Source organism: Auraticoccus monumenti (genome assembly GCF_900101785.1).
GTDB lineage: Bacteria > Actinomycetota > Actinomycetes > Propionibacteriales > Propionibacteriaceae > Auraticoccus > Auraticoccus monumenti.
This window is the reverse complement of record NZ_LT629688.1, coordinates 2589649-2614843: the sequence shown is the minus strand read 5'-3', so window position 1 is coordinate 2614843 and position 25195 is coordinate 2589649. Positions and strand designations below refer to the sequence as shown.

At 73.5% G+C, this 25195-nt stretch carries 28 protein-coding genes; 11 read left to right on the top strand and 17 right to left on the bottom strand.

The features are described 5' to 3' along the window. Positions 1–36 precede the first annotated feature (36 nt). The 3 genes from nhaA to BLT52_RS12110 all read right to left on the bottom strand — a co-directional run bounded on the left by nhaA (position 37) and on the right by BLT52_RS12110 (position 2728). Complete coding sequence (gene nhaA, locus BLT52_RS12120; RefSeq protein WP_090593935.1) at positions 37–1353, bottom strand: Na+/H+ antiporter NhaA; 1317 nt, start codon at positions 1351–1353, stop codon at positions 37–39. Positions 1354–1481: 128 nt separating this feature from the next. Further along, a complete protein-coding gene (locus BLT52_RS12115; protein WP_090596689.1) occupies positions 1482–1991 on the bottom strand; it encodes a DUF421 domain-containing protein in 510 nt (169 codons plus the stop codon). A gap of 14 nt (positions 1992–2005) precedes the next feature. Then, positions 2006–2728: a hypothetical protein gene (locus tag BLT52_RS12110; protein ID WP_197679021.1), complete on the bottom strand. Its 723-nt coding sequence runs from the start codon at positions 2726–2728 to the stop codon at positions 2006–2008. Positions 2729–2875: 147 nt separating this feature from the next. On the opposite strand from BLT52_RS12110, the gene BLT52_RS12105 reads away from it, so the two are divergent. Then, positions 2876–4060: a hypothetical protein gene (locus tag BLT52_RS12105; protein ID WP_157677110.1), complete on the top strand. Its 1185-nt coding sequence runs from the start codon at positions 2876–2878 to the stop codon at positions 4058–4060. Positions 4061–4162: 102 nt separating this feature from the next. Here BLT52_RS12105 and BLT52_RS12100 read toward each other — a convergent pair whose 3' ends face one another. The 3 genes from BLT52_RS12100 to BLT52_RS12090 all read right to left on the bottom strand — a co-directional run bounded on the left by BLT52_RS12100 (position 4163) and on the right by BLT52_RS12090 (position 6370). Next, entirely contained in the window at positions 4163–4789 is a 627-nt protein-coding gene (locus BLT52_RS12100) for a maleylpyruvate isomerase family mycothiol-dependent enzyme (protein ID WP_197679020.1), read from the bottom strand. Positions 4790–4874: 85 nt separating this feature from the next. Then, positions 4875–5402: a hypothetical protein gene (locus BLT52_RS12095; protein WP_157677109.1), complete on the bottom strand. Its 528-nt coding sequence runs from the start codon at positions 5400–5402 to the stop codon at positions 4875–4877. A 350-nt stretch (positions 5403–5752) separates the two neighbouring features. Continuing rightward, a complete protein-coding gene (locus tag BLT52_RS12090) occupies positions 5753–6370 on the bottom strand; it encodes a hypothetical protein (protein WP_090593930.1) in 618 nt (205 codons plus the stop codon). A 424-nt stretch (positions 6371–6794) separates the two neighbouring features. Here BLT52_RS12090 and BLT52_RS12085 point away from each other — a divergent pair, with 424 nt between their 5' ends. From BLT52_RS12085 to BLT52_RS20850, 3 genes are all read left to right on the top strand, one after another. Next, positions 6795–7187: an ArsR/SmtB family transcription factor gene (locus BLT52_RS12085; protein ID WP_090593928.1), complete on the top strand. Its 393-nt coding sequence runs from the start codon at positions 6795–6797 to the stop codon at positions 7185–7187. Continuing rightward, a complete protein-coding gene (locus BLT52_RS12080; RefSeq protein ID WP_090593926.1) occupies positions 7184–7876 on the top strand; it encodes a cation transporter in 693 nt (230 codons plus the stop codon). The genes BLT52_RS12085 and BLT52_RS12080 overlap by 4 nt, the downstream gene beginning before the upstream one ends. A gap of 93 nt (positions 7877–7969) precedes the next feature. Further along, entirely contained in the window at positions 7970–8125 is a 156-nt protein-coding gene (locus BLT52_RS20850; protein WP_157677108.1) for a hypothetical protein, read from the top strand. A gap of 63 nt (positions 8126–8188) precedes the next feature. Here the strand turns inward: BLT52_RS20850 and ychF are convergent, their stop codons facing one another. Then, positions 8189–9262 carry a redox-regulated ATPase YchF gene (gene ychF / locus BLT52_RS12075; RefSeq protein ID WP_090593924.1) on the bottom strand — a complete coding sequence of 358 codons (1074 nt, stop codon included), beginning with the start codon at positions 9260–9262 and terminating at the stop codon, positions 8189–8191. Between the two features lie 63 nt (positions 9263–9325). On the opposite strand from ychF, the gene BLT52_RS12070 reads away from it, so the two are divergent. Beyond that, the gene (locus BLT52_RS12070) at positions 9326–9997 is read left to right on the top strand and encodes a DNA-3-methyladenine glycosylase family protein (protein ID WP_157677107.1); all 672 of its coding nucleotides are present in this window, start codon (positions 9326–9328) and stop codon (positions 9995–9997) included. 33 nt (positions 9998–10030) lie between these two features. Here BLT52_RS12070 and BLT52_RS12065 read toward each other — a convergent pair whose 3' ends face one another. From BLT52_RS12065 to BLT52_RS12045, 6 genes are all read right to left on the bottom strand, one after another. Beyond that, positions 10031–10936 (bottom strand): NADP-dependent oxidoreductase, encoded by a 906-nt coding sequence (locus tag BLT52_RS12065; RefSeq protein WP_090593921.1) that lies wholly within the window; start codon positions 10934–10936, stop codon positions 10031–10033. A gap of 212 nt (positions 10937–11148) precedes the next feature. Next, entirely contained in the window at positions 11149–11631 is a 483-nt protein-coding gene (locus BLT52_RS12060) for an EVE domain-containing protein (RefSeq protein ID WP_090593919.1), read from the bottom strand. Between the two features lie 31 nt (positions 11632–11662). Beyond that, complete coding sequence (locus BLT52_RS12055) at positions 11663–12133, bottom strand: DUF6069 family protein (protein WP_090593917.1); 471 nt, start codon at positions 12131–12133, stop codon at positions 11663–11665. A 68-nt stretch (positions 12134–12201) separates the two neighbouring features. Beyond that, positions 12202–13518, bottom strand: coding sequence for a M18 family aminopeptidase (locus tag BLT52_RS12050; protein ID WP_090596686.1), 1317 nt, complete (start codon positions 13516–13518; stop codon positions 12202–12204). Between the two features lie 63 nt (positions 13519–13581). Next, on the bottom strand, positions 13582–13740 hold the full coding sequence (locus tag BLT52_RS20845; protein ID WP_157677106.1) for a hypothetical protein: 159 nt from the start codon (positions 13738–13740) through the stop codon (positions 13582–13584). A 160-nt stretch (positions 13741–13900) separates the two neighbouring features. Further along, positions 13901–16231, bottom strand: coding sequence for a LamG domain-containing protein (locus BLT52_RS12045; RefSeq protein ID WP_157677105.1), 2331 nt, complete (start codon positions 16229–16231; stop codon positions 13901–13903). Between the two features lie 116 nt (positions 16232–16347). On the opposite strand from BLT52_RS12045, the gene BLT52_RS12040 reads away from it, so the two are divergent. The 3 genes from BLT52_RS12040 to BLT52_RS20840 all read left to right on the top strand — a co-directional run bounded on the left by BLT52_RS12040 (position 16348) and on the right by BLT52_RS20840 (position 19573). Beyond that, the gene (locus BLT52_RS12040) at positions 16348–17535 is read left to right on the top strand and encodes an ROK family transcriptional regulator (protein WP_090593913.1); all 1188 of its coding nucleotides are present in this window, start codon (positions 16348–16350) and stop codon (positions 17533–17535) included. 174 nt (positions 17536–17709) lie between these two features. After that, positions 17710–19335, top strand: coding sequence for a DNA recombination protein RmuC (gene rmuC / locus BLT52_RS12035; protein ID WP_090593911.1), 1626 nt, complete (start codon positions 17710–17712; stop codon positions 19333–19335). Positions 19336–19402: 67 nt separating this feature from the next. Then, positions 19403–19573, top strand: a complete 171-nt coding sequence (locus tag BLT52_RS20840) for a hypothetical protein (protein WP_157677104.1) — start codon at positions 19403–19405, stop codon at positions 19571–19573. Here the strand turns inward: BLT52_RS20840 and BLT52_RS12030 are convergent. The 3 genes from BLT52_RS12030 to BLT52_RS12020 form a co-directional block, all read right to left on the bottom strand. Then, positions 19538–20296, bottom strand: coding sequence for a class I SAM-dependent methyltransferase (locus BLT52_RS12030; RefSeq protein WP_090593909.1), 759 nt, complete (start codon positions 20294–20296; stop codon positions 19538–19540). The two genes, BLT52_RS20840 and BLT52_RS12030, sit on opposite strands and share 36 nt — an antisense overlap. Positions 20297–20304: 8 nt before the next feature. Continuing rightward, the gene (locus BLT52_RS12025) at positions 20305–21339 is read right to left on the bottom strand and encodes an aldo/keto reductase (RefSeq protein WP_090593906.1); all 1035 of its coding nucleotides are present in this window, start codon (positions 21337–21339) and stop codon (positions 20305–20307) included. Between the two features lie 83 nt (positions 21340–21422). Next, positions 21423–22436, bottom strand: a complete 1014-nt coding sequence (locus BLT52_RS12020) for a 4-hydroxy-3-methylbut-2-enyl diphosphate reductase (protein ID WP_090593904.1) — start codon at positions 22434–22436, stop codon at positions 21423–21425. A gap of 79 nt (positions 22437–22515) precedes the next feature. Here BLT52_RS12020 and xseA point away from each other — a divergent pair, with 79 nt between their 5' ends. Together xseA and BLT52_RS12010 are read left to right on the top strand one after the other, a co-directional pair. Beyond that, entirely contained in the window at positions 22516–23757 is a 1242-nt protein-coding gene (xseA, locus tag BLT52_RS12015; RefSeq protein ID WP_090593902.1) for an exodeoxyribonuclease VII large subunit, read from the top strand. Then, positions 23754–23996, top strand: a complete 243-nt coding sequence (locus BLT52_RS12010) for an exodeoxyribonuclease VII small subunit (RefSeq protein WP_090593900.1) — start codon at positions 23754–23756, stop codon at positions 23994–23996. Before xseA ends, BLT52_RS12010 begins: the two co-directional genes overlap by 4 nt. A 32-nt stretch (positions 23997–24028) precedes the next feature. Here BLT52_RS12010 and BLT52_RS20835 read toward each other — a convergent pair whose 3' ends face one another. Then, on the bottom strand, positions 24029–24169 hold the full coding sequence (locus BLT52_RS20835; RefSeq protein WP_157677103.1) for a hypothetical protein: 141 nt from the start codon (positions 24167–24169) through the stop codon (positions 24029–24031). A gap of 152 nt (positions 24170–24321) precedes the next feature. Between BLT52_RS20835 and BLT52_RS12005 the strand changes: the two genes are divergently transcribed. Continuing rightward, positions 24322–25194, top strand: coding sequence for a Rieske 2Fe-2S domain-containing protein (locus BLT52_RS12005; protein ID WP_157677102.1), 873 nt, complete (start codon positions 24322–24324; stop codon positions 25192–25194). The last annotated feature ends 1 nt before the right edge of the window (position 25195 follow it).

The window sequence follows — 25195 nt, the reverse complement described above, 5'->3', positions numbered from 1 at the left end:
GGGTCGCGGGGGGTGTTCGGAGCAGGCCGTCGGAGCTCAGCGGTGGGCGTCGGTCTCGTAGACGTCGGGGACGCCGTCGCTGTCGGTGTCGTGCTCCTCCTCGGCGCAGAGGCGGCGGTAGGTGCGGTTGCGGAGGCGCAGGATGACTGCGGCGACGAGCGCGGCGGTCAGGGACCCCACCAGGACCCCCACCTTGACGTGCTCGTCCCGCTCGCTGCCCGCGCCGTAGGCGAGGTCGCCGATCAGCAGGGACACGGTGAAGCCGATCCCGGCGAGGACCGCGAGGCCGAGCACGTCGACCCAGCGAAGGCCCTCGTCCAGGGTCGCCCTGGTGAAGCGGGACATCAGGAAGGTGGCACCGAGGACACCGATCGTCTTGCCCGCGACCAGACCCACGACGATGCCCAGCGCGACGGTGTCGGAGAGTGCGTCGGCGAGCCCGGAGAACCCGCCGACGGTGACGCCGGCGGCGAAGAAGGCGAAGACGGGCACCGCGAACCCGGCCGACAGCGGCCGGACCTTGTGCTCGAGGTGCTCGGCCATGCCCGGCCCGGCCTCGGGTCCCCCGGCGGCCTGGCTGCGGAGGACGGGGACGGTGAAGGCCAGCAGCACGCCCGCGACCGTGGCGTGCACCCCGGAGGCGTGCACCAGCGACCAGGTGAGCACGGCGAGCGGGATGAGCAGCCACCACGACCGGACCCGCTTCTGCACCAGCAGCCCGAACAGGGCCAGCGGCACCAGGGCGAGCAGCAGGAGCAGCGGGTGCAGCTCGCGGGTGTAGAAGATGGCGATGATGGTGATGGCCAGCAGGTCGTCGACCACGGCGAGGGTGAGCAGGAAGGTCCGCAGACCGGCCGGCAGGTGGGTGGAGACCACGGCCAGGACGGCGAGCGCGAAGGCGATGTCGGTGGCCGTGGGGATGGCCCACCCCTGCAGGGCGTCACCGCCGGCGCGGAGGTTGACCAGCGTGAACAGCAGCGCCGGCACCGCCATCCCACCCACCGCGGCCACGACGGGCACGGCGGCGCGACGCGGGTCCCGGAGGTCACCGGCCACGAACTGGCGCTTGAGCTCGAGACCGGCGACGAAGAAGAAGATCGCGAGCAACCCGTCGGCGGCCCAGGTGCCCAGACTCAGGTGCAGGTGGAGGGCGTCCGGGCCGACGGTGAGGTCCCGGAGGTCGCTGTAGGCCGACGACCACGGCGAGTTGGCCCAGACCAGCGCGACCACGGTGGCGGCGAGCAGCAACGACCCGCCGACGGTCTCCCGCTGCAGGACCGTCCCGATCCGTGACACCTCTCGCCAGGAGCCACGGGGGAAGAGCGGGCGTCGCTGGGCAGGTGTGCTGCGCATGGAGATCCGATCTGGGGTCGACGGCACCTACTGCCGCATCTTCCCACCCACCCGTGGTCCGGGCCGCGCGTCCCGCGGGACGTGGAACGGCGATGCCGCCCGGTGGGTGGAGGGCCCCGGGTCGCGCCTCAGGCGGGGTCGTCCCCGGGCTGCGGTGCCCCCTGCAACGAGGCGGGTGCGCTGGTCAGGACGCTCAGCGTGCCGTCGGTCTCCAGGACGACGGCGGCGACCTCCTCGAGGTCCGCGTGACCCGAGGCACGAGCCGCCTGTCGCAGCTCGTCCGCGGTCACCCGCTCCCTGCGCATGGCGCCCGTCAGGAACCCCTGGCGGTAGAGCAGGGCCGGCTCGGTCTTGACCAGGCGCTCCACCCGCCGGCTGCGTGAGGAGGCGAACGCCACCCCCCACTGCAGCGCGACGAGCAGGGCCAGGGCGAGCAGCCCCTCGGCGAGGGAGACGGTGCTGGAGAGGAGGACCGTGGCCAGGGTCGAGCCCAGCGCGACCGTGATGACGAAGTCGAAGGCGTTGAGCTTGGACAGCGTCCGCTTCCCCGAGACACGCAGGAGGAGCAGCAGGGCGACGTAGGCCGCCACCCCCATCGCGAGGATGCGGAGCAGGTCGTACCAGGTGTCGAAGAGCATGGACCACCCTGACATCAGCGGTCGTCGGCAGCAGCCACCGGGCCCGGGCCGGCGCCGTCGACGCCCGGCTGGGCCGCGTCGCGACGCGGGTCCGTGCCGACCAGGAAGTAGGCCCCGAGCGTGCCGGCCAGGGTGGCGAAGACGACGACCGAGAAGACGGCCAGGACCACCTCCAGGACCTGGGCGAAGGGGTCGGGGCGCCCCAGCGGTTCTCCGGTGATGGCGGCCAGGGCGGTGGCGTGCAGGGCGCCGCCGTAGGTCGGGTAGCTGCCGAAGCCGTAGAGCAGCTGGCTGCTGGCCAGGACCGTGATGGCCGTCACCACCGCCAGCCACGCCACCCGCCCTCCGAGGACCTGGCGGACCGAGCGGGACGAGCGGACCGTGGAGGACAGCACCCGCCCGGTCCGCAGCACCCGGATGGCCCGGACCAGGCGCAGCACCCGCAGGAACGGCAGCACCAGGAACAGCAGCTGCCACCAGTTCCGCCTCAGGAACCGGCTGGTGCTGGGGGCGACCACCATCCGCGCACCGAACTCGGCGGCGAAGACCGCCCACAGCAGCCACCCGACGATGGTGAGGGCCGTCCCGACGGCGCTGTCCGGCCGCGTCAGCTGCTCACCCAGCACGACGAGGAGGAACAGCACCCCGAGCGCGCTCATCGCCGGCGTCAACCGGTCGAGCAGGTCCTGCGCCCAGGCCTCACGGCGGGACCGGGACCAGCTACGAGGTGAGGACACACGAGGTGCTCTACCCAGGTTCGCGTCGGGCCACCCGACCTCGTGCCCGATCAGCCGGCGGCGTCGCACGCCGCCGGTGGCCGCGCCGTCGTGCGGAGGCGTCGCAGGGCGGACCGGAGCGGACCACCCCGGTGGGACCATCCTCGGGTGGAGCGATGGAGAACCAGCAGCCGGCTGCCCGTGGTCCTGGAGGTCCTGCGCGGGCCCGAGGCGGAACCCGCCGCACGCCGGCTGGCGGAGGCCTTCGGGGGTGAGCCGGTGGTGGTGGGCGAACGGCTGGTGGGCGAGCCCGGCTACCGGTCCCGACGGCTGCTGTTCGCCTCGGGCGGGGAGATCATCCTGCACGACGACGCCGTCGCGGCCGTGCTCCTGCACCTGCGGCCGACGTCGGCCCTCACGAGTGGGCTCCACCTCCCGGACTGGATCGACGGCGTCGACGACGACGCGACCCTCGACCAGCTGACGACGGCCCTGGAGGCGCCCCGGCACCTCGCCGGGTTCGGCTCCCCGTACCTCGCCCTCGACGGCGGGTACGCACGGTTGACGTTCACCGAGGACCGCGGGTGGAACGACCCGGGCAACCTCGAGAGCATCACCGTCACCGCGGAGAAGCCCGGTCTCACCTGCCGCCCCGAGGACGACGACTGCCCCAGCTGCAGCGACCTGCTGGTCCGCAGCAGCGACCCGACCGGCGGGTTCGACGTGGCGGCCACCACCGCCTCCCTCACCGCGGCGCTCACCGCCGGGCTGGTGACCGAGGACGCCCACTGGGTCCGGCTCGCCGACCTGCGGCCGCTGCACGCCTCGGGCCTGATGGCGCGGGTGGAGAGCCAGCTCACCTGCACCACGTGCCGGCGGATCATCTGCTTCGCCCTGCTCCAGGACTCCCCGCCGACCTTCACCTACGCGGTCCTGAACGACGCGCGCCGGCGACCGCTCGGAGCCATCCCGCCGGTCGAGCAGTGGGGCGACACCGCCCGCATCGCCGAGGAGCGCGAGGCGATGCACTACCTGGACCACGAGCCGGGGGCATGGTTCCTGCTGGAGCAGCAGGACGTCCTCTACCTCCAAGCCAGGTACGTGATCAGCTCGATGGCCGACGACTCCGCCCTGATCCGCCTGGACGACTCCGAGCGCGAGGCCTACCGCACCGGCGGTCGGGACCACGTCGCACGCCTCGCCAGCCGCATCCACGACGGGTCGCCGCACCGGGAGGAGTCGCCCTACCACCAGCGGGACCTGCTGCAGGGGTCGGACGGGGCGAGCTACCGCGAGGCGGTGACCCGGGCGATCGTCAACCACACCTGGCTGGCGGAGCAGCGCCGGCGGTGACGGCTGCGGGTCGACGCCGGAGGCCGCGCACACGGCAGGGCGTCCTCGGCTGCCGTCCGCGGTCGCCGATGGGCGCGTCGTCGTGCACGACGCCAGCAGGCCTCACGCCAGCCGTGCTCGCAACGTCGCCGATCCCTCGCCGGTCAGGTGGTCGAGTGCCACGGTGCGGCCCGTCATGGCCAGCAGCACCGACTCCGCACTCCCCCGGACCGCGGGCCCGTCGCCGTGGGACCAGTCGACGTCCTCGGCCTCGAACCGCAACCCGTCCAGCGCACCCTTCGGGGTGAGCCCGCGACCGGCCCGGGTGGTGAGGAAGGTGAGAGAGGCGCACGCCCGCTCGGCCGGGAGCCGACGGCTGAGCTGCAGGGGCCAGCGGATGTCGAGGCCGTGCACCAGCAGGTCGGTGAGCGGGGCCTCCGGACCCGCGCCCGGAGGCGTCCACCTCGAGCCGGCCCTCCGCCGCAGCACCTCGACGAGATCGCCGACCGGTCGCTGCCCGTGCTGTCGTGCCAGACGGGTGTTGGCCCGGTCGAAGCTCCCCCCGGCGCCCATGATGGCCAGCACGAACCTGGGGGTGCTCACCTCGAGGGGGACGACGAGGTGCGCCGCCACCTCCTGCACGCTCCACCCGCTGCACAGGCTCTGGGTCCGGAACTGCTCGTCGGTGAGCCCCGACAGCAGGTCGGCCATGCCGCGACGCTCGTCGGCGATCGCGCTGAAGACGTCCACGCCCTCATCGTGGCACCGCGTGACGGCAAGGGTGGGCACCTCGTCGTCGTGTCAGAGGTCGGGCGAGGACGACGTCGTCCAGCCGTCACTCCACCGGCGGCCAGGCGCCGGCGACGTCGGCGATCAGGGCGACGATCTCCCGCGACGAGACCTCCAGGTGGCTGCGGCTGCTGATGATGGGCCTCGGGTAGGGGCCGTCGGGTCCTGGGACGGTCTCGTCGCGGGAGAGCCGGAGGTCGCGCGCGACCGCGTGCAGCCTCACCGGCTCTGCCTGGCGCACGCCGTCGACCTCCACCCACGAGGAGCACTCCTGCGAGTTGAGGCCGCGACCGAGCAGGACGGCCAGACCCACCAGCACCGGTCCCTCCCCCACCTCGACCGTGAAGGAACGGTGGCGAGGGTCGCCCAGCCGGCTCCCACGGGTGACGGTCGCCCCGGCGGTGCGGTAGGCCTGCATGAACTCGCCGATCGGGAGTGCGGTGTATCCCCCGTGCTCGGTGAGCAACGAGTCCTGCTCGTAGGCCCCCGTCGCCTCGCTCGACCAGTCCCGTCGCCGGTCGCACCAGCGGTACCAGAGGTCGCCGAGACCGGCACGCCCCAAGGCCACCGTCAACGGAGGCGGGGTCGCTGATCCCGGCGTCACGGTGCCCACGTCGGATCAGCACCTGCACGGCCCGTGGGCTTCCGACTCGCGATGGTCACCGACCCATCCAACCGCACTGGTGCGAACACCCTCGGGCCCGCTGGCCACGCGTCAGGCGGGGCGACGAGAGCACCACGACTGGAGAGTCTGCCTCGCTCTGCTGACCGACACACCGCCACCTGCTCCCACGCGGGTGGACGACGGTGTCCTGCTCCGATCGGGCCTCGTCCCCTGCTGTGCCGTCGGGGCGACGCTGGAGAACCTCGACCGGTGCACCGCAGGCCGCACCACCGAACCCGCTCCTCGGCACCGAAGAGCGACTACGACGAGGCCGCCGGCTCGAAGGAGATCCCGCCGGACCTGGTGAAGTCCCGGATCGCGATGAAGGCTTCTCCCGCGAGGAACGATTCGAACGCTCGGACCTCGTCCTCCTCGTCCTGCTGCTCGCTGGAGCGCCACGCGGGATCAGCGAGGACGTCCTTCTTAACGGCCTCCGCGATCTCGCCCAGCGTCCTCTCCCCGTCGATGAGAGGCAGGAACCGCGCACCGAGCTCGGAGAGGCCGAACGGCGGGTCATCGCCGACGCGGACGAGGCAGCCCTGGTCCAGGTCCTCGACGAAGGCCATCTCCCGCCGAGGCACCGGGACCACCGTGAAGTCCTCGAGGGCGGCGTCGCCCTTCATCAGGGTGATGCACCCTTGGTCAGCCAGCCATCCCAGCAGGCCCAGCTCCTCGGCCGAGAACTCACGGTCACCGACGGTGGGGTCCAGCGAGTCGACCAGGCTGCGGTACTCCGCGGTCAGCCGGACGCCCCGCTTGTCACCGCCAGCTCGATCACCCACGGTGAGGATGTACCCGCCCTCGGACGGCGTCAGGTACCCGAGTCGCACATACCGGGTGCTCGGATCCAGGATGGCTGGGTGGTATCGGATCGTCATGGGGATGGTCCTCTTCTGCGAGCTTCCCCGCGTCGACGTCAGGAGCCAGGGCCGGCGCCTGATGGGATCCGGGCGGTGTTCGCGGGGCCGCGTGGAGCTGGGCCTCGTCCTGCTCTGCACACATCTCCAGATGATCACCGGACACGCGGTCGACCGCTGATCCGTCAGCCCGACCGTCCCGCTCCGAGCGGACGGGCAGGCGATCTGCGGTCCGCCAGCGGGCGGCGTGCGGAGTGTCTGAGGTTCGCGGGTGCGTCGTGGACTGGGGATCCGGCGGAGCTGGTGCGATGTGTTCGAGACGCTACCAGGGTGGCGCTGAGGCGAGTCCCAGCACTCGAGGGCATCGCGGGAGCACCTCAGAGGGCGGCCGAATCCTGTCAGTACAGGTCGCTGTGGATACACGCGCGGGTGTACCGTCAGCGGGGTGCTGATCTCCACGCCTGTTGACGCCCTGGCTCGCTTCGGTCACGCCCTCTCCGACCCCACCCGTGCACAGGTGATGCTGACGCTGCGGGACGGCCCGGCCTACCCCGCTGACCTGGCCGACCGGTTCGGTGTCACACGGCAGTCGATCTCGAACCACCTGACCTGCCTCCGCGGCTGCGGCCTCGTCGTCGCCGTCCCGGAGGGTCGCCGGACCCGCTACGAGCTGACCGACCCACGGCTCGCGCACGCACTGGCCGACCTGCTGGCGCTCGTGCTGGTCGTCGATCCGCAGTGCTGTGGCGGTGTCGGCTCCGAGGAGGGGACGTCGCCGGACTGCGGCGAGCTGCCGACGGTGGTGCCGGGTGCGGCCGACGGAGTGGTGCCGGCATGAGCGTGCTCGTGGGTCCGTCGCCGGTTCGCCGCGCGGTGCTGGCGCGGCGGGTGCGCTGGTTCGTGTCGGCCACCATCGCCTACAACGTGATCGAGGCCGTCCTGGCGCTGACCGCCGGCCACCGGGCGTCCTCGGCCGCGCTGATCGGCTTCGGGCTGGACTCGATCGTCGAGGTCGCCTCAGCGGCCGCGGTGGCGTGGCAGTTCGCCGGGCGGGACCCCGAGGCCAGGGAGAGGGTGGCGCTGCGGGTGATCGCGTTCTCCTTCTTCGGGCTGGCGGCGTTCGTCACCGTCGATGCCGTCCGGTCCCTGCTCGGAGCCGGCGAGGCCGAGCACTCCACGATGGGACTGGTGCTGGCCGCGGTCAGCCTCGCGGTGATGCCGTTGCTGTCCCACGGGCAGCGGCGAGCCGGTCGGGAGCTGGGTTCGCGGTCAGCCGTCGCCGACTCCAAGCAGACCCTGCTCTGCACCTACCTGTCCGGTGTCCTGCTGATCGGCCTCGGCCTCAACAGCCTGTTCGGCTGGAGCTGGGCTGATCCCGTCGCCGCTCTGGTCATCGCCGCGGTGGCGGTGCGGGAAGGGCTCGAGGCCTGGCGGGGCGACAGCTGCTGCAGCCCGGTGGCCGAGTCGGCCGCCGTCACTGCGGGCAGCGGCTGCGGGTGCGGCGCGACGTGCTCCGACGGGTGCTGAAGGGCCACCCTGCCGGTCCGCGCGAGCCCGTCGGCGTCGCGGACGCCAAGGGTCTTCGTGCAGACGCATCGAGGCTGAGGAATACTGATAACCATGCCCAATAAGAAGCAGCAACGATTCGGCAACCCGGCTCGGCAGGCCGAGGTCGAGGCCAGGCGGCAGGCGCGAGCGGTCGCAGCCCAGGCGGTGGCCGTCTCCGCGGCCGCGCAGCGCAAGACGGACTCCGGCTGCGGCAGCTGCTGCGACTGAGCCGGCACCCGGCTGGTCCTGGCCGCCGGCCGGTGGTCACCGGCCGGTGCGGACACCGCTGGTTCAGACGTTGAAGCGGAACTCCACCACGTCGCCGTCGGCCATCACGTACTCCTTGCCCTCCAGGCGCACCTTGCCGGCGGCCTTGGCGGCGTTCATCGAGCCGGCAGCGACCAGGTCGGCGAAGGAGACGATCTCGGCCTTGATGAAGCCCTTCTGGAAGTCGGTGTGGATGACCCCGGCGGCCTCGGGGGCGGTGGCGCCCTTCTTGATCGTCCAGCCGCGGGACTCCTTGGGGCCGGCGGTCAGGTAGGACTGCAGACCCAGGGTCTCGTAGCCGACCCGGGCCAGGTGGTCCAGGCCGGGCTCCTCGATGCCCATCTCGGCCAGGAACTCCGCGGCGTCCTCGGGCTCCATCTGGGAGATCTCGGACTCGATCTTGGCGTCCAGGAAGATGGCCTCGGCCGGCGCCACCAGGTCGCGCATCCGCTGCAGCAGCTCGGCGTCCTCCAGCTCGTCGGAGTCGCAGTTGAAGACGTAGAGGAACGGCTTGGCCGTCAGCAGGAAGAACTCCCTGAGGGGCTCGCGGTCCAGCCCGGCGGCGAAGACGCCCTTGCCGGTGTTGAGGACCTCCAGGGTCTGCTGGACCGCAGCCAGCACGGCGGCGCGGTCCTTCTGCATCCGCGACTCCTTGACCAGCCGCGGCACCGCCTTCTCCAGGGTCTGGATGTCGGCGAGCACCAGCTCGGTGCTGATGGTCTCGATGTCGCTGCCGGGGTTCACGTCCCCGTCGACGTGGGTGACGTCGGCGTCGCGGAAGACCCGGGTCACCTGGCAGATGGCGTCGGCCTCGCGGATGTGGGAGAGGAACGCGTTGCCCATCCCCTCGCCCTGGCTGGCGCCCTTGACGATGCCGGCGATGTCGACGAAGGACACGGTGGCCGGGACGATCTTCTCGGAGGAGAAGATCGTGGCCAGCACGGGCAGCCGGGCGTCGGGCACCCCCACCACGCCGACGTTGGGCTCGATGGTGGCGAACGGGTAGTTCGCCGCCAGGACGTCGTTGCGGGTCAGCGCGTTGAACAGGGTCGACTTGCCGGCGTTGGGCAGGCCGACGATTCCGATGGTGAGTGCCACGTGGGCGAACTGTACCGGCCGCTGGCAGGCTGGGCCTCCTCACACACCGGGGAGAGGACGTCCGTGGAGCTCGACGCCGAGGGGTTCGCCCTGGCCACCGACCAGCTGGCCGAGGCCGATCCCCGGCTGGCGGCCGTGCTGTCGCGGTGGGGACGCCCCGGTTTCTGGCACCGGCCGCCCAGCTTCGCCACCCTGGTGCTGCTGGTGCTGGAGCAGCAGGTGTCGCTGGCCTCGGGCAAGGCCACCTTCGACCGTCTGCGGGCCCGGGCCGGGGGTGTGGTGACCGTGGAGAGCACGGCGGCGCTGAGCCTTGACGACCTCCGCGCGGTGGGCTGCACCCGGCAGAAGGCGGGCTACCTGGCGGGTCTGGCCGCGGGCGTGCTGGACGGGTCGGTCCCCTTCGACGCGATCACCCGCGGTCCGCGGCAGGAGTGCCGGGCGGCGCTGCTGGCCCTGCGCGGCATCGGGCCGTGGACGGCGGACGTGTGGCTGCTGGCCTGCCGCGGCTTCCCCGACGAGTGGCCGGTCGGTGACCGGGCGCTGCAGGTGGGCTGCGGGGACGTCCTGGGCACCGGCTCGGCGCTGGTCGGTGAGGAGCTGGTGGCCGCCGGGCAGCCGTGGGCCCCGCACCGCTCGACGGCCGCCCGGCTGGTCTGGCACGACTACCTGTGCCGGCGCGGCCGGGCCGAGACCGTGGTGGACGGCCTCGACCCGGTCGGTGGGCCGGACTCCTGACCGGTCCGCGCACCGGCCCCGAGACCTGCCGGCTCAGAGGGTGACCACGATCTTCCCCCGGGTCCGGCCGCGCTCGGCGTGGGCGTGGGCGTCGGCGATCCCCACCAGCGGGAAGGTGTGCTCGATCCGGGGGGTGTAGCGGCCCTGACGGCCCAGCTCGGCGGCGGCCTCGAGGAGGGACGAGTCGTTCTCGGCGTTGACCACGTGCGTGCCCAGCCGCTGCCCGCGCGCGTGGTCGGCCACCGTGGCCACCCGCTGCGGGTCGCCCACGAGCGCGACGAGGTCGTCCAGCGAGCCGGAGGAGGCGGTGTCCAGCACGACGTCGACCCCCTGCGGGGCGAGGGCGCTGACCCGCTCGGCCAGACCGGCACCGTAGGTGGTGGGGACCGCGCCCAGGTCGCTGAGGAACCCGTGGTTGCGCTCGCTGGCCGTACCGATCACTCTGGCACCGTGGGCGACGGCGATCTCGACCGCGGCGCTGCCCACGCCCCCGGAGGCCCCCTCGACCAGGAGCGTCCGACCGGCCAGCGGGCCGAGCGCGGCCAGCCCACGCATCGCGGTCACCGAGGCCAGGGCCGCCGCCGCCCCCTGCTCGTCGCTCCACGTGGCCGGGACCAGCGCCCAGGCCGAGAGCACGACCAGCTCGGCGGTGGCACCGGTGACACCGGTCAGCCCGAAGACGCGGTCCCCGGTGCCCACCCCCGTCACGCCCTCGCCGATCTCGTCGACCACGCCGGCGACGTCGCGTCCCGGGATGGCGGGCAGCGGCACCGGGAGCACCTGCTGCAGGTCACCGGCGCGGAGCTTCCAGTCGATGGGGTTCACGCTGGCCGCGGTGACGCGGACGCGGATCTCACCGGTACCGGGGTGCGGGTCGGGCGCCTCCTCGATGACCAGCTCCTCGGCTCCGCCGTACTGGTGGAAGCGTGCTGCGCGCATGGTGTCCGTCCTGCCTTCGTGCTCGGGATGACCTGGTGCATCCGGTGCTCGTCAGGCTAGGACCTGACGCCGACGTCAAGGGCAAGTCGGCCCTCGCCGACGTCCCAGCCGGCGCGGACGTGCTCGGACCCGCCCGCGGCGGGTCAGGCGTCGACAGCGGCGTCGGTCCGGCACCGATGACCGTGCACGAGTGACGCCGCCGAGGCCGCGGGTCAGCTGGGCCAGGGCGGGAGCAGGGGCGACAGCCGGTCCAGCTGCTCCCGGGACACCCAGGAGGGGTTGGCCGCGAAGGGCTGCCGCTGCACCTCGAGGTCGTCCACCCCGACCATCCGCAGCTCGGTGTGCTCGACCGGCTCGTCGAGCAGCGCGACGTCGAGCTCGACGCGGGCCCGGACCCCCGCACGACCGGCGGCCTCGTGCCAGTAGCCGTGCTCGTCCTCGGCCCAGGGGACGACGGGTGCGGTCAGCCGGCCCAGGCCCCAGAGCCCGCGCACCAACCCGTCGCGGCCGTCCCCGGAGACCCAGAACAGCACCTTGTCCCCCGGGCGCATCAGCGCACTGCGGTACCCGGGTCGGACCGCCCAGGAGGTCAGCCGCCGCTCCCCCGTGTTGAGGAAGGCGCGCAGGTCCCACACGGCCGGGTTGGCCTTGAGCAGCCAGGCGCCCAGCCGGTCGCGTTCGACGGTCCGTGCCACGGTTCCTCCGGGCCGCTGCTGCCGGAGTCCCTCAGGCCCGGCTGCCGGAGCCGGGGCGCAGCCCGGGGATCAGCACCGCCGCGACGACGAGGTGGAGCAGGACCAGCACGGTGACGGTGGAGGTCTCTCCCCCGCTGGTCAGCGGGCCGACGAGGGACAGGACGGTGCCCAGCACGGCCAGCACCACCCACACCAGCGGGGCGCGGTGGCCGGCGACCCGGCTGAGGAGGGCGGAGACGCCCCACCCGAACAGTCCGGCCACCAGGGTGGCGATGATCACCGGCACGGCGCCGATGGTCATCGGCTGACCGCCCTGCGCCACCTCGAGGGGCACGTCGAGCAGCAGGGCCGCCACCGCCCAGACGAGGAGGGCGACGGCCACGGCGACCAGGAGGGCGAGCAGCGCACGCCTGGGCCCGGGGGCCGCGGCCCGGGGACGACCCGCGCTCACGGTCCCGCCGGGGGTGGACGTCGGGCCGGAGGCGGTCGGGTCGGTGCTCATGAGCGTGACCCTAGGACGTCGGAGGGTCCCCCGGGCAGCCCCCGTCTCGCGGACGCCGGCGGGCGGCGTCAGGCCATCCGCCAGTACCCGCCCAGCGCCAGCGCGAGGTCGCGGAGGTCGTCGGTGGCGCACATCTCGCGGGCGGAGTGCATCGACAGCAGCGGCGTGCCGACGTCGACCACCAGCATGCCCAGCCGGGTGGCGGTCAGCGGGCCGATGGTGGAGCCGCAGGGGATGGCGTTGTTGGAGACGAAGGGCTGGGTCCGCACCCCGCCCTCGGCGCAGGCCCGACGCCACAGCGCCGAGCCGACGGCGTCGGTGGAGTAGCGCTGGTTGGCGTTGATCTTCAGCAGCGGTCCGCCGCCGAGGATGGGCCGGTTGACCGGGTCGTGGTGACCCCCGTAGCTGGGGTGGACGGCGTGCCCGGCGTCGGCGGAGACGCAGCTCGACCCGCTGACCATGGCCCGCACCTGGTCAGCGGAGGCCCCCAGCGCCAGGGCCGTGCGGTGCAGGACGTCCTCGAGCACGGGTCCGGCTGCCCCGCTGCGGGAGCCGGAACCGACCTCCTCGTGGTCGAAGGCGGCCAGCACCGCGACGTCGGTGGAGGCGCTCCCGGAGCCCGCCAGCTCGATCAGCGCGGTCAGCGAGGCGTGCACGCTCGTCAGGTTGTCCATCCGGGAGCAGGCCAGGAAGTGGCCGAAGTCGCCGAAGTACCCGCCGCGCTCGGTGGGGTAGGCGACGAGGTCGTGCCCGGCCACGTCGCGGGGGCGCACCTCGGCGGCGTCGGCCACCAGGTTGAGCACCGAGGTGCCTCCGACGAGGTCGACCAGCGGCGCGGTGTGCTGCTGCTTGTCCAGCTTCAGGCCGTCGTTGACCCCGCGGTCGAGGTGGATGGCCAGCTGCGGGATCCGCATCACGGGGCCGGTGCGCACGGTGTGGACACTGCCGTCGGCGGTGACCACGCGTCCGGCCACGCCGAGCTCGCGGTCGAGCCAGGAGTTGAGCAGCGGACCGCCGTAGACCTCGACACCCACCTGGCTGTAGCCCTGCTGGTTGAGCAGCGGGTCGGGCTTGAGCTTGAAGGTCGGGGAGTCGGTGTGGGAGCCCACCACGCGGAAGCGGCTGCGCGGGCCGGCACCCTCGGGCACCCACCAGGCCATCAGCGCGCCGTCGCGGACCAGGTAGTGCCCGCCGGCCGAGGCGTCCCACTCCTCGGCCTCGTCCTGCTGGGTGAAGCCGGCCTCCGCCAGCCGGCGGGCGCCCTCCTCGGCCGCGTGGTACGACGACGGGGAGGCGGCCACGAGCTCGATGAAGTCGTCGGCGTGCAGCCGCGCGGCCGGCGGCTCGTCGGAGGATCGGAGCGGGAGCGGGTCGGTGACGGACATGACGACCATCCAACCAAGGTCCACCGACACTTCTCGACCAGGGCAGGGCCCGGCGGCCGCGCGCTACCCGGCGGAGCCGACCAGGGGCAACCAGGTGGCCGCGCTCGACAGCAGCGCCACCACCAGGAACGTCACGGCGGTGACCACCAGCCACCGTCGACGGTGCCGCCCCAGCGCCATCACCGCCGGACCGGCGCTCAGGCCAGCGTGCGGGGAGAGCACCAGCCCGACCTGAGGGGACCGGGCGGCTGGCGTCCGGTCCGAGCAGGTCCAGGTCGACCACCAGGGACGGCGGGCGGTGTCGCAGGGCGGCTGCGACGGCCGCCGACCACGGTGCGACCGCCGGTCGGAGGACGGTCGCACCGTGGGCGGGCGGACGCGCTCAGCGGCTGCCGGGGAGACCGACCACGCAGGTGGCCGCGGAGTCGGCGGCCGCCGCGATCTGCTCGATGACCGCCGAGCCGCTGGTGTCGCGTTCGACCAGGCGCTGCAGCAGCCGGACGCCGGCCCGCTCCCGACCACGGTTGTCCGCCTCGCCGATCCGCTCCAGGGCCGCCCGGATCTCGGCGCGCTGCGTCGCGGGGAGGGCCTGGCCCTCAGGGCTCTCCAGGGCCTGCCAGGCGAGCTCCATCTCACCCTGCAGCGGGTCCCTGGTACCGGTCGTGTAGGGCCGGTCGGTCAGGCACTGCTCGGTGGAGGGGTTGAGGAACCGGGTCAGGAAGGTGTGGGCGGCGATCTGCGCGGTCCGCTCCTCCCTGAGCCGGTAGTTGCTCTCGGTGTCGTTCAGGTAGGTGCGGCCGTCGGGGAAGCGGTCCTGCAGGTCGATGGCGGCCTGCAGGTGACGCACCGCCCAGTCCTCGGGCGGGGCGGAGAGGTCCGCGCCGAGACCGTAGCTGTGGGCGATCACGTCGGCCTGGGCGAAGTACAGCGGGAAGGTGGTGCCCCAGTCGTTGCCGTCGGGGTAGTAGATGCCCGGGCCGCCCGGCTCGTAGATGGTGCCTCCCGGGGCGCGCCACGGCGGGGACGGGAACTCCAGGTCGACCAGCGCCTCGTAGGTGAGGTCGACGTTGCGCAGGTAGGCCCGCGCCGGGAGCTGGCCGGTCAGCTGCTGGGCCAGGGCGTTGTTGACGTTCTGGTCGAAGGCCAGCATGTAGATCGGGTGCATCAGGTTGTGGTTCTCGACCGTGCCGTCGGGCTCGACGTTGGAGCCGTCGAGCAGCTCGTCGAGCTGACGGCCGTTGACCACGTCGCCGGCCGAGACGTCCGCAGGGGTCGCCCAGGCGGCCAGGGAGAGCTCGAGGGCCTCACCCTGCCAGCCGGCGCTCTCCGGGGCCTCCGGCATCATCGTGGCCGCCAGGGCCGACAGCGAGCTGCGCCAGGCGTTCTCCTCGGCCTGGGTGTTGCCCGGGCGGATGATGCTGCCGGCGGCGTCGCGGTAGTACTCCGGAGCGGGCATGGCGTCGGCCTCCATCGCCACCATGTTGGTGACGCAGGCCTGCTGGCCGGGGCTGAGGTCGTCCCAGAGCAACCAGGCGGCGAAGCCGTTGTAGTAGGCCCAGAGCGAGGACTGCCACAGCCTCGCCTCGGTCCCCCAGCCACCGGGGTCGTTGGCGCGGTGCTCCGCGGCCGCGGAGCTGACCAGCCGCACGACGCGCTCGCGCGCCTCGGCCTCGGGGACGCCGGTGTCGCTGGCGTCGTAGGCCCCGGTGGCCAGCAGGATCGCCGAGCTCACCGCCACCATGCCGGGACCGCGCAGCGCGTACTCGGTGTTGCCGAGGCGCTGGGCGAGGTTGATCCGCTCCGCGTCCTCGTCGGCGAAGCGCTGGTCCCAGTAGGTGGTGGTCAGGTGGCGGTTGGCGTTGCGGGCAGCCGTCAGCGCGAGCCGGGTGACGTCGTCGGAGGGGATCGAGCGGCCCGCCAGGTCGGGCGGGGTGACCGTCCGGGTGGTGGTGGCCGCCGCCTCGCACAGACCCCAGTGGTCGGTGCGGGAGCGGGCGGCCAGGGTGACCTCGCCGATGGTGCCGCGGTAGAAGAACTCGGTGCCGCGGTCGCCTCCGTTGCCCAGGCGGACCGGGCTGCCGTCGTTGACCACCGGCATGGCCATCGGGACCTCCCGGTCGGCGGTGGCGTCGCCGCGGATCCGGATGCTGACCGTGCCCGGCTCCCACTCGACACTGACGTCGTAGGAGGCGCCTGGCCGGGCGGTGACACCGGTGCCGAACTGGGCCCAGGAGGCCTGCCCGACCACGCGGGACCAGAAGCGGAACTCCCCGTTCGGCATGATGTAGACGGCCCAGCCCTGGTTGGTGGTGGAGCGGCTGGTGGCCACCGCCTGGTGGGAACGGGTGAGCTCGCCGGGTACGACGTCCTGCAGCTCCAGGCGCCAGCTCGCGTCCCCGGGCTCCAGGCGGCGGTCGTGGGGCAGCTGGATCTCGGAGTCGTCGCGACCGGTGAACCGGGCGCTGCCGTCGACGAAGGCGACACCGGGCAGCGCGGTGCCGTGACGGTCGGCCACGGAGTCCCGGGCGTCCCCGTCGAGGGTCCAGGTGGAGCGCGCCTCCTCCAGGTCGTCGGCGGTGGCGGGGGTCGCGGGGGTCAGCAGGCCACCCGCGAGGGCCAGCGCCACGGTGGCGGTCAGGACGCGGGACGTGCGGCGGCGGGCGGGTCGCGCCGCGGGGGCTGCGGGAACGGGGATGTGGGCTTTCGGTGGCATGAGCACCTCGGGGGATCAGGGGGCCACGTCGTCGTGAGCCGCCGGTGATCGATGTCTACCAGCGCGTCCACCACTTACGCAAGGTCTGTTCTTAAGGGCGTCGGTACGGTGGGCCGGTGAGTGAGACGACGGCGCAGCGCGGACCCCGTGGTACCGCGAGGCTGCGCCAGCTGAACACGCGACAGGTGCTGTCGGCACTGCGCGAGGCCACCCGGCCGGTCTCCATCGCCGAGCTCGCCGCCTCGACCAGCCTGACCCGGCCGACGGTCGCCCAGATCGTTGCGGGGCTGGAGGAGCGGAGGTGGCTGCGCCGGCACGAGCCGATCGCCGCGAACGGCCGGCCCGCAGCCCGGTACGGGCTCGCGCACGAGTCCATCGCGGTCTTCGGCATCGACGTGGGTGCCCACCGCACGGTCGTGGAGCTCGCCGGTCTGGACGGCACGACGCGGGCGCGGCGCGAGGCTCGTCGTGCCCAGTCCCTGAACGCCGAGACCCTCCGCGCGGTGGGGAGCATGGTCGAGGAGTGCCTGGCCGAGGGCGGGCTGGAGACGACCGGTGTCGTGGCGGGCACCGTGGCCACCCCCGGCATCATCGACCCGGTCACCGGCAGCATCGTCCTGCGCCGCCACCTGGGCACCTGGGACGCGCACCAGATCAGCTCCGACCTCGCCCGCTGCACCGTCGGTCGCGTCACGGTGGAGAACGACGCCAGCCTGGCCGCGCTGGCCATGTCGGACCTGCCCGGCGTGCCGGCCAGCTTCCTCGGCCTGCAGTGGGGCCAGCGTCTGGGGGCCGGTGTCGTGCTGGCGGGGCAGGTGTACCGGGGTCGGACCGGGGCGGCCGGCGAGCTCGGGTCCCTGCTGCTGCCCGACCCCGTCACCGGGGAGGTGAGCCAGCTGGAGGACGTCGTCCGCGCCAGCCGGCTCCCTCTGCTCGGCGGGCTCCCCGACCTCTCCACCGAGGAGCTCGCGCAGGCGGCCCAGGGCGGTGACCCGGGAGCGCAGCAGGCACTGCGCCGGGCCGTCGACGCGCTCGCCGCCGCCGTGGCCCCCACCTGTCTCGCCCTGGACCTGCAGGTGGTCACGGTCTCCGGGGCCATCGCCCGGTGCGGTCCGGCACTCACCACGGCGCTGCGTGACGCGCTGGCCGCGCACGGAGCGGTCGGTGTCGAGCTGCTGCTCTCCCCCTTCCTCGAGGACACCGTGCTCCGCGGAGCCGTCACCAGCGCCACCGAGGCCGGCTGGGACTGGTTGCTGGAACGCTGCGGTGCACCCGGGGCGGCACCGGTGGCCGCACGGCCCTGACGAGTCGCACGACCTGACCCCGTCCGGCGGGGACGCCCGGCCGCTCGGAGCAGCTGGTGCGACACCGGGCCGGCCACCTGACGGGACCGGGCGGCCGTGGTGTGACCCAACCGGTACCCGGGTGCGCGGTGCGTCGGTCCGGAACTGTCGGAGGCCCTTGGCAGGATCGTGGTCATGGACTCCACCGCCCCCGCGCTGCTGGTCGGCCTGCTCATCGGGCTCGTGATCGGCCTCGCCGTCACCCTGCTGCTGGCCCGTGGCCGCAAGCAGGTCGACCGTGCCGAGGCGCAGGCTGACGGCGACCGCTCGCAGGTCGAGGTGGAGCGCGCCCGCGCCGAGGCCGACCGGGCCAAGGGCGAGGCCGCCGTGGCGCGCAGCGAGGCCGCCGACGCCCGCACCCAGGTCGCGGAGGCCCAGCAGCGCGCGGCGGAGGCCCAGCAGCGGGCGGCCGAGTCCGTGGCCGAGGCCCAGCTGCGCGTCACCGAGGCGGTCACGGAGGCCAAGGGCGCCGTCGCCGACCTTGCGGGGGTCAGGGCCCGGCTGTCGGGGGTGCAGGCCGAGCGGGACGCCGCCCAGCTGCGCGCCGAGGGGCTGGCCGCCGACCGCGAGGCCCTCACCAACCAGTTCAAGGTGCTGTCGGCGGAGACGCTGGACGTGCAGGGCCGGCAGGCCGAGGCCGTGGCCGACCAGCGGCTCCGGGCCACCGAGGCGCTGCTGGCGCCGGTCCGGGAGAGCCTGAAGGCGGTGAACGACCGGCTGAGCGAGGTCGAGAAGGAGCGCGTGCGCCTGTCCACCGACCTGGTCAACCAGGTCCGTGCGGTGCACCAGACCGGTGAGAGCCTGCGCCACGAGACGCGCGCCCTGGTGACGGCCCTGCGCAAGCCCCAGGTCCGCGGCGCCTGGGGTGAGATGCAGCTGAAGCGAGTGGCCGAGGTGTCGGGGATGATCGAGCACTGCGACTTCACCGCCCAGCACACCACCACCGCCGACGACAAGGTGGTCCGCCCCGACATGCGGGTGGACCTGTCCGACGGCAAGTGCGTCTTCGTCGACTCGAAGGTGCCGCTGGCTGCCTTCCTGGAGGCCCACGAGACCGACGACCCCGCTGAGCGGGAGGCCGCCATGGCCCGCTTCGCCCAGAACGTGCGCACCCACGTCGACCAGCTGTCGGCCAAGCGCTACTGGTCGGCCGAGGAGGGCACGCCGGAGTTCGTGGTCCTGTTCATGCCCAGCGAGGCCCTGGCCGCCGAGGCCTTCTCGGTCCTGCCCGACCTGCACAACTACGCCGCCGCCAAGGACGTCGTGCTGGCCACCCCCACCACGCTGATCGCCATGCTGCGCGCGGTGGCCTACGGCTGGAAGCAGGCCCGGCTGGCCGAGAACGCCGCCGACGTCCTCCGGCTCGGCCGCGAGCTGCACGACCGGCTCAGCACCCTGGGCAAGAACTTCGACCGGGTCGGACGCGGGCTGCGCTCTGCGGTCAACGCCTACAACCAGACCCTGGGCACGCTGGAGACCCGGGTGATGGTGAGCGCCCGGCGCTTCCGTGACCTCAACGTCACCGACGCCGAGCTGGACGGCTACACCCCCGTCGAGGAGCCGGTGCGCTCCCTGGTGGACGCCGAGCTGGTCGAGGACGCCGCCCAGGTCGAGCCGATGATCGGACGCCAGCGGCGCACCCCGCGGCTGACCACCGGGCAGGAGCACGACACCCTCTTCGGCCGTGACCCCGGTCTGGACGAGCTGGTCGAGGGCGAGGTCGACGAGGGCGCGACGTCCGAGCGGCGCAGGACCAGCTAGGTCGTCACGTGGCACGGGAAGGCGAGTCGGCCCTGGTCGAGCGAGCCAGCCAGATGAGGAGGCCAGGATGAACGCGATCGTGGATGACGCCATGCAGCGGCTGCGTCGGGTGATGAACGACCCCGAGGTCTACTCCGCCGAGGCTCGACGCGAGTCCGAGCAGGTCGTGCGAGCCGAGATGGCCCGGGAGAAGCGGAGCCGCTCAGGTCGGGTCGGCAAGGGCACCAACGCCGCCTGAGCGACGCGCCAGCACCACCAGCTCACGACCCGGGCGGTCCGGTGCCTCCCGCACCTCGCTCACCTCGAAATCGGCCTCGCCCAACGACGTGCCCAGCTCGGCCTGCGAGCGGAACCTCAGCGTCGAGGTCGAGACCGGCAGCGGCTGGTCGCGGTCCAGCAGCTCGACGTGGCTGTCGAAGGTCACCAGCGGGCCGTCCACCGCGGTCACCTCGGTCCAGGACGCCACCCGGCCGAACCCGGGCACGTCCACCTCCACCCGGCTCCGCACCGGGTCCCACTCCCGCCACGCCTCGCGCTCCGGCACCCGGGTCTCGAAGACGAGCCATCCCCCCGGCCGCAGCGCTCGGTGCACCGCGGTCAGGGTGGCGGCCCAGTCCTCGTCGGTGACGAACACCTGCGCCACGTTGCCGGTCATCACCGCGAGGTCCACCTGCAGCGGCGGGAGTGCTGCCGCGTCGCCCTCCACCCAGCGCACGCGGTCCGCGCCGGGCTTGCCCCGGGCCACCTCCAGGGAGGCGGCCGCGGGGTCCAGGCCCACCACGTCCGCACCACGACCGGCCAGCAGCACCGCGAGGCTGCCGGTGCCGCAGCCGACGTCGAGCACGCTCTGCGCCCCGAGCTCGTCGACCAGGTCCAGGTAGGCGTCCAGGTCGTCGCGGACGGGGTCCAGCGGGTCGTAGAGCCGAGCCAGCACCGGGTCGGAGAAGATCAGGTCCGGCACCGGCCCGCTCAGCCCTGGTGGTCGATGGCGCGGTGGCGCTGCGCCTCACCGGCCGTGCCGTACGGGTAGTCCTCCAGCACCGGCGCGCTGACCTCGTCCAGGCGCTGGCGCTGGGCGTCGTCCAGCACCACGTCCGCAGCACCCAGGCACTGCGTGAGCTGCTCGGTGGTGCGAGCCCCGAGGATCACCGAGGTGACGGCCGGACGTCCGGCCAGCCAGGACAGCGACACCTGCGTGGGGCTGGCGCCCAGCTCCTCGGCCACCTCCGTCACGGCGTCGATGACCTGCCAGGTCCGCTCCTCGGCGTTGCGCTTGTCGTAGGCCTCCATTCCCCGCTTCGGGTTCTCCCCCAGCCGGGTGGCGCCGGTCGGGGCGCTGTCGCGCTGGTACTTCCCGGTCAGCCAGCCGCCGGCCAGCGGGGACCAGGGCAGCAGCCCCATCCCGGCGTCCTGCACGGCCGGCACGATCTCGGCCTCGATCCCCCGCACCAGCAGGTTGTACTGCGGCTGCAGCGTCACCGGCGCCGGCCAACCGCGGTGCTCGGCCAGCCCGACGGCCTTGGTCAGCTGCCACCCGGTGAAGTTCGACAGCCCCCAGTAGCGGACCTTGCCCGCCGCCACCGCGGCGTCGAAGAAGGAGACCGTCTCCTCCAGCGGGGTCAGGGCGTCCCAGGCGTGCACCTGGTACAGGTCGATGCTGTCGGTCTGCAGCCGGCGCAGCGAGGCGTCCAGGGCCTGGGCCAGGTGCTTGCGGGAGAGGCCGATGCCGTTGGGGTGGCCGGCGGTGTTGAAACGCCCCTTGGTGGCCAGCACCACCTGGTCGCGGACGGCCGGGCCGCGCTCGGTCAGCCAGCGGCCGATGATGGACTCGGACTCGGTGCCGGCGTAGACGTCGGCGGTGTCGACCAGCGTCCCGCCGGCCTCGAGGTAGAGGTCGAGCTGCTCGTGCGCGGTGGCCTCGTCGGACTCGGCCCCGAACGTCATGGTGCCCAGCGCGTAGGTCGAGACAGCGGCTCCGCTGCGGCCCAGGGTGCGGTACTCCATCGATGCTCCTTCGGATCGGGTGGTGCGTGGGCGCCCGTCGGGGCACCCCGCGTGCCGGTACCCGTCCGGGAGGGGCTCAGACGTCAGTCGCCGGCGACGTCGCGCCGCAGGTCCCTCCGCAGCTCCTTGGGCAGCGCGAAGACCAGGTTCTCCTCGGTCAGCCGCTCCTCCACCGCCACCGGGAACCCGCGCTCGGTCAGGTGGGCCAGCACGCCCTCGACCAGGTCGTCGGGGACGGAGGCGCCGCTGGTGATGCCCACCTGCGTCACGCCCTCCAGCCACGCCTCGTCGATCTCCGACGCGTCGTCGACCCGGTAGGCGGCAGCGGCGCCGGCCTCCAGGGCCACGTCGACCAGCCGGACGGTGTTGGAGGAGTTCGCCGAGCCCACCACGATCACCAGGTCCGAGCCGGCGGCGATCTGCTTGATCGCGGCCTGCCGGTTGGAGGTGGCGTAGCAGATGTCGTCGCTGGGCGGGTCCATCAGCAGCGGGAACCGCTCGCGGAGCTTGTGCACCGTCTCCAGGGTCTCGTCGACGCTGAGGGTGGTCTGGGAGAGCCAGGCCAGCCGGCTCGGGTCCTTGACCTCCAGCGCCGCCGCCTCCTCCGGGGACTGCACCAGGGTGATGTGCTCCGGGGCCTCCCCCGCGGTGCCCTCGACCTCCTCGTGACCGGCGTGGCCGATCAGCAGGATCTCCAGGTCCTGGCGGGCGAAGCGCTTGGCCTCGTTGTGCACCTTGGTGACCAGCGGGCAGGTGGCGTCGATGGTACGCAGGTTCCGCTCGGCGGCCTCCGCGTGCACCATCGGCGACACGCCGTGGGCGGAGAAGACGACCATGGCCCCCTCCGGGACCTCGACGAGCTCCTCGACGAAGACCGCACCCTTGGCCTCGAGGTCCGACACCACGTGCTTGTTGTGCACGATCTGCTTGCGGACGTAGACCGGGGACCCGTAGGTCTCCAGGGCCTGCTCCACGGTGATCACCGCGCGGTCGACGCCGGCGCAGTACCCCCGCGGTGCGGCCACCACCACCCGCTTCTCCTGCGACGCGGTCGGCCGGCTCTGCGTGACGGGCAGGGTCTGGTCAGGGGCGGTCATGGCGCCGAGTCTACGTGGGCGGCGGGACGCCTCCCGGCGCCGGCGGGAACCGTCGGTGCTGGCCACTACGCTCGCGGCCATGGGTCTGGAGTCGTCACCGGAGCAGCCGCAGCCGCTGCGCGTGATCGCCCACCAGGTCAAGGGCTGGATCGACCGGCTGGGCTGGGTGTGGGTCGAGGGGCAGCTGATCCAGGTGAACCGCCGCGCGGGTAGCGCCACGGTGTTCCTCACCCTGCGCGACAAGCTGGCGGAGGTGTCGGCCAGCGTCACCACCGGCCCCCAGGTGCTCGACGCCGCCGGCCCGCTGACCGAGGGGGCCACGGTGGTCGCCCGGCTGCGCCCCTCCTACTACACCCCCAACGGGCGCCTCTCCTACCTCTGCGACGAGATCCGCCCGGTCGGCGAGGGGCGTCTGCTGGCCCAGCTGGAGCAGCGCAAGCGGATGCTCCAGGCAGAGGGGCTGTTCGACCGCTCCCGCAAGAAGCCGCTGCCCTTCCTGCCCCGGGTGGTCGGTCTGGTCACCGCGTCCAAGAGCGCCGCCGAGCGCGACGTGGTCGACAACGCGCGACGCCGCTGGCCGGGCGTGGTCTTCCGGATCCGCTACGCGCAGGTGCAGGGCCCCAACGCCGCCACCCAGGTGATGGAGGCGCTGGCCGCCCTGGACCGCGAGCCCGAGGTGGACGTCATCGTGGTGGCCCGCGGCGGGGGCTCGGTGGAGGACCTGCTCGCCTTCTCCGACGAGGGCGTGGTCCGTGCCACGGCGGCCTGCCGGACCCCGGTGGTCAGCGCCATCGGGCACGAGACCGACTCCCCGATCCTCGACCTCGTCGCCGACGTCCGTGCCTCGACGCCCACCGACGCCGCCCGCGCCGTGGTGCCCGACGTCGGCGAGGAGCGGCTGCGGGTGCAGCAGGCACGGGAGCGGATGCGCCGGGCGCTCCAGCAGCGGCTCGACCGCGAGCAGCACCGCCTCGACGAGCTCCGCCGGCGCCCCGTCCTGACCGACCCGCTGGCCTCCTTCGAGCTGCGCCACGAGCAGCTGGTCGGCATGCGGCAGCGCCTGCACCGGGCCGTCGAGCACGCCCTCCAGCGCGAGCACACCGCCGTGGAGCACCTGCTGGCGCGGGCCCGCTCGCTCTCCCCGCTGGCCACGCTGGAGCGTGGTTACGCCGTGCTGGCCGACGCCGACGGCCACACCGTCAGCTCCGTCCGGGGTCTGGAGCCGCAGGCGTCGGTGCGGGCCTGGCTGCGCGACGGCACCGCCGACCTGGTCGTCACCGCGACCTCCCCCGACCCGACCGCCGTCCAGGAGGACCGATGAGCACACCCGACCCCAGCACCGAGGACGAGCTGAAGGCCCTCGAGGAGCTCGGCTACGAGGAGGCGCGCGACCAGCTGGCGGAGGTGGTGCGGGCGCTGGAGTCCGGCGGCAGCGCGCTGGCGGAGTCGCTCACGCTGTGGCAGCGCGGGGAGAAGCTGGCCCAGGTCTGCCAGGCCCGCCTCGACGGCGCCCGCGCGCTGGTCGAGTCCGCGCGCGCGGACGACGCGACCACCGGCTAGGGCCGGTGGTCGCGTCGCGGTGGTGATCGGTCTCAGGCCGTCTGGTCGCCGGTGGGGCGCTCGCCGTCCGGGGCCGTCATCGTGGGCTCGGAGTCCTGGTCCTGCTCCTGCTCCTCCCGCTCCTGGTTCTGCTCGATCAGCTTGTCGTGCTCTTCCGGGTCACTGTCGCTCATACCGTCCAGGTACCCCGCGCCACACCCGGCACGCACGGTTGGCCGACCCAGGTGCGGGTAGGAGACGGGCGAGCCGTCGTCCCGACCCCGAGGAGAGCTCCCGTGCCCCACAGTCCGACTCCCCTGCCCACCACCGTCGAGCGGAGCACCCGGTGAAGCTGCTGAACCGGTTCTCCGGCGTCTTCGACACCCTGGCCAAGAAGATCGAGCAGGCCGAGGTCCTCGACGCCGCCGCCGACCCTGCCGCCGAGGGCGCCGGTCGGCTGGTCTCCGGCCCCACCGTCCGCAGCCTGCTGGGCGGCACCCCGTTGGGCCACCCGCTGCACCCGCTGCTGGTCACCGTGCCGATCGGCGCCTGGGCCACCGCCGCCGCCCTGGACGCGCTGGGTAACAAGCCCGGAGCCCGCAGCGCCGTCGGCGTCGGCGTCCTGGTCGCCCCGTTGGCCGCGGCCGCCGGGGTGCACGACTGGGCCACGACCCAGGGCGGTGAGCGCCGGGTGGGCTGGGTCCACGGCCTGCTCAACACCGTCACCCTCGGGCTCTACGCGGCCAGCTGGGTGGCCCGCCGTCGCGGGAACGACCGTCTCGGCGTGCTGCTGACCCTGCCCGGCCTGGCCCTGCTCGGCACGGCGGGCTGGCTGGGTGGGCACCTGTCCTACGCCCGCGGCGTCGGGGTCGACGTCACCGCCTTCGAGCCCGAGATCCCCGAGTGGGTGGACGTCGCCGCCTCCACCGACGTCCAGCACGGACAGCTCACCGGGGTCAGCGCCGAGGACACCCCGGTGCTGCTGACCCGCGACGCCGACGGCACCCCGCGCGCCCTGGCCGACCGCTGCACCCACCGCGGCGCGCCGCTGCACGAGGGCCAGGTCGAGGACGGCTGCGTGCGCTGCCCCTGGCACGACAGCCTGTTCGACCTCCGCAGCGGCACGGTCGTGATGGGCCCGGCCAGCCGTCCCCAGCCGGTGCTGGAGGTCAGCGAGCGCGAGGGCCGGCTGCTGGTGCGCCGACCCGCCGGCTCCTGAG

Excerpts from the sequence above, each read along its gene's own strand:
- BLT52_RS20850 (WP_157677108.1), top strand. The coding sequence starts at position 7,970 with ATGCCCAATAAGAAGCAGCAACGATTCGGCAACCCGGCTCGGCAGGCC.
- BLT52_RS12065 (WP_090593921.1), bottom strand. The coding sequence starts at position 10,936 with ATGCGCGCAGCACGCTTCCACCAGTACGGCGGAGCCGAGGAGCTGGTC.
- BLT52_RS12025 (WP_090593906.1), bottom strand. The coding sequence starts at position 21,339 with ATGGAGTACCGCACCCTGGGCCGCAGCGGAGCCGCTGTCTCGACCTAC.
- BLT52_RS12080 (WP_090593926.1), top strand. The coding sequence starts at position 7,184 with ATGAGCGTGCTCGTGGGTCCGTCGCCGGTTCGCCGCGCGGTGCTGGCG.
- BLT52_RS12020 (WP_090593904.1), bottom strand. The coding sequence starts at position 22,436 with ATGACCGCCCCTGACCAGACCCTGCCCGTCACGCAGAGCCGGCCGACC.
- BLT52_RS20835 (WP_157677103.1), bottom strand. The coding sequence starts at position 24,169 with ATGAGCGACAGTGACCCGGAAGAGCACGACAAGCTGATCGAGCAGAAC.
- xseA (WP_090593902.1), top strand. The coding sequence starts at position 22,516 with ATGGGTCTGGAGTCGTCACCGGAGCAGCCGCAGCCGCTGCGCGTGATC.
- BLT52_RS12090 (WP_090593930.1), bottom strand. The coding sequence starts at position 6,370 with ATGACGATCCGATACCACCCAGCCATCCTGGATCCGAGCACCCGGTAT.
- rmuC (WP_090593911.1), top strand. The coding sequence starts at position 17,710 with ATGGACTCCACCGCCCCCGCGCTGCTGGTCGGCCTGCTCATCGGGCTC.
- BLT52_RS12010 (WP_090593900.1), top strand. The coding sequence starts at position 23,754 with ATGAGCACACCCGACCCCAGCACCGAGGACGAGCTGAAGGCCCTCGAG.
- BLT52_RS12055 (WP_090593917.1), bottom strand. The coding sequence starts at position 12,133 with ATGAGCACCGACCCGACCGCCTCCGGCCCGACGTCCACCCCCGGCGGG.
- BLT52_RS20840 (WP_157677104.1), top strand. The coding sequence starts at position 19,403 with ATGAACGCGATCGTGGATGACGCCATGCAGCGGCTGCGTCGGGTGATG.
- nhaA (WP_090593935.1), bottom strand. The coding sequence starts at position 1,353 with ATGCGCAGCACACCTGCCCAGCGACGCCCGCTCTTCCCCCGTGGCTCC.
- BLT52_RS12045 (WP_157677105.1), bottom strand. The coding sequence starts at position 16,231 with ATGCCACCGAAAGCCCACATCCCCGTTCCCGCAGCCCCCGCGGCGCGA.
- BLT52_RS12050 (WP_090596686.1), bottom strand. The coding sequence starts at position 13,518 with ATGTCCGTCACCGACCCGCTCCCGCTCCGATCCTCCGACGAGCCGCCG.
- BLT52_RS12115 (WP_090596689.1), bottom strand. The coding sequence starts at position 1,991 with ATGCTCTTCGACACCTGGTACGACCTGCTCCGCATCCTCGCGATGGGG.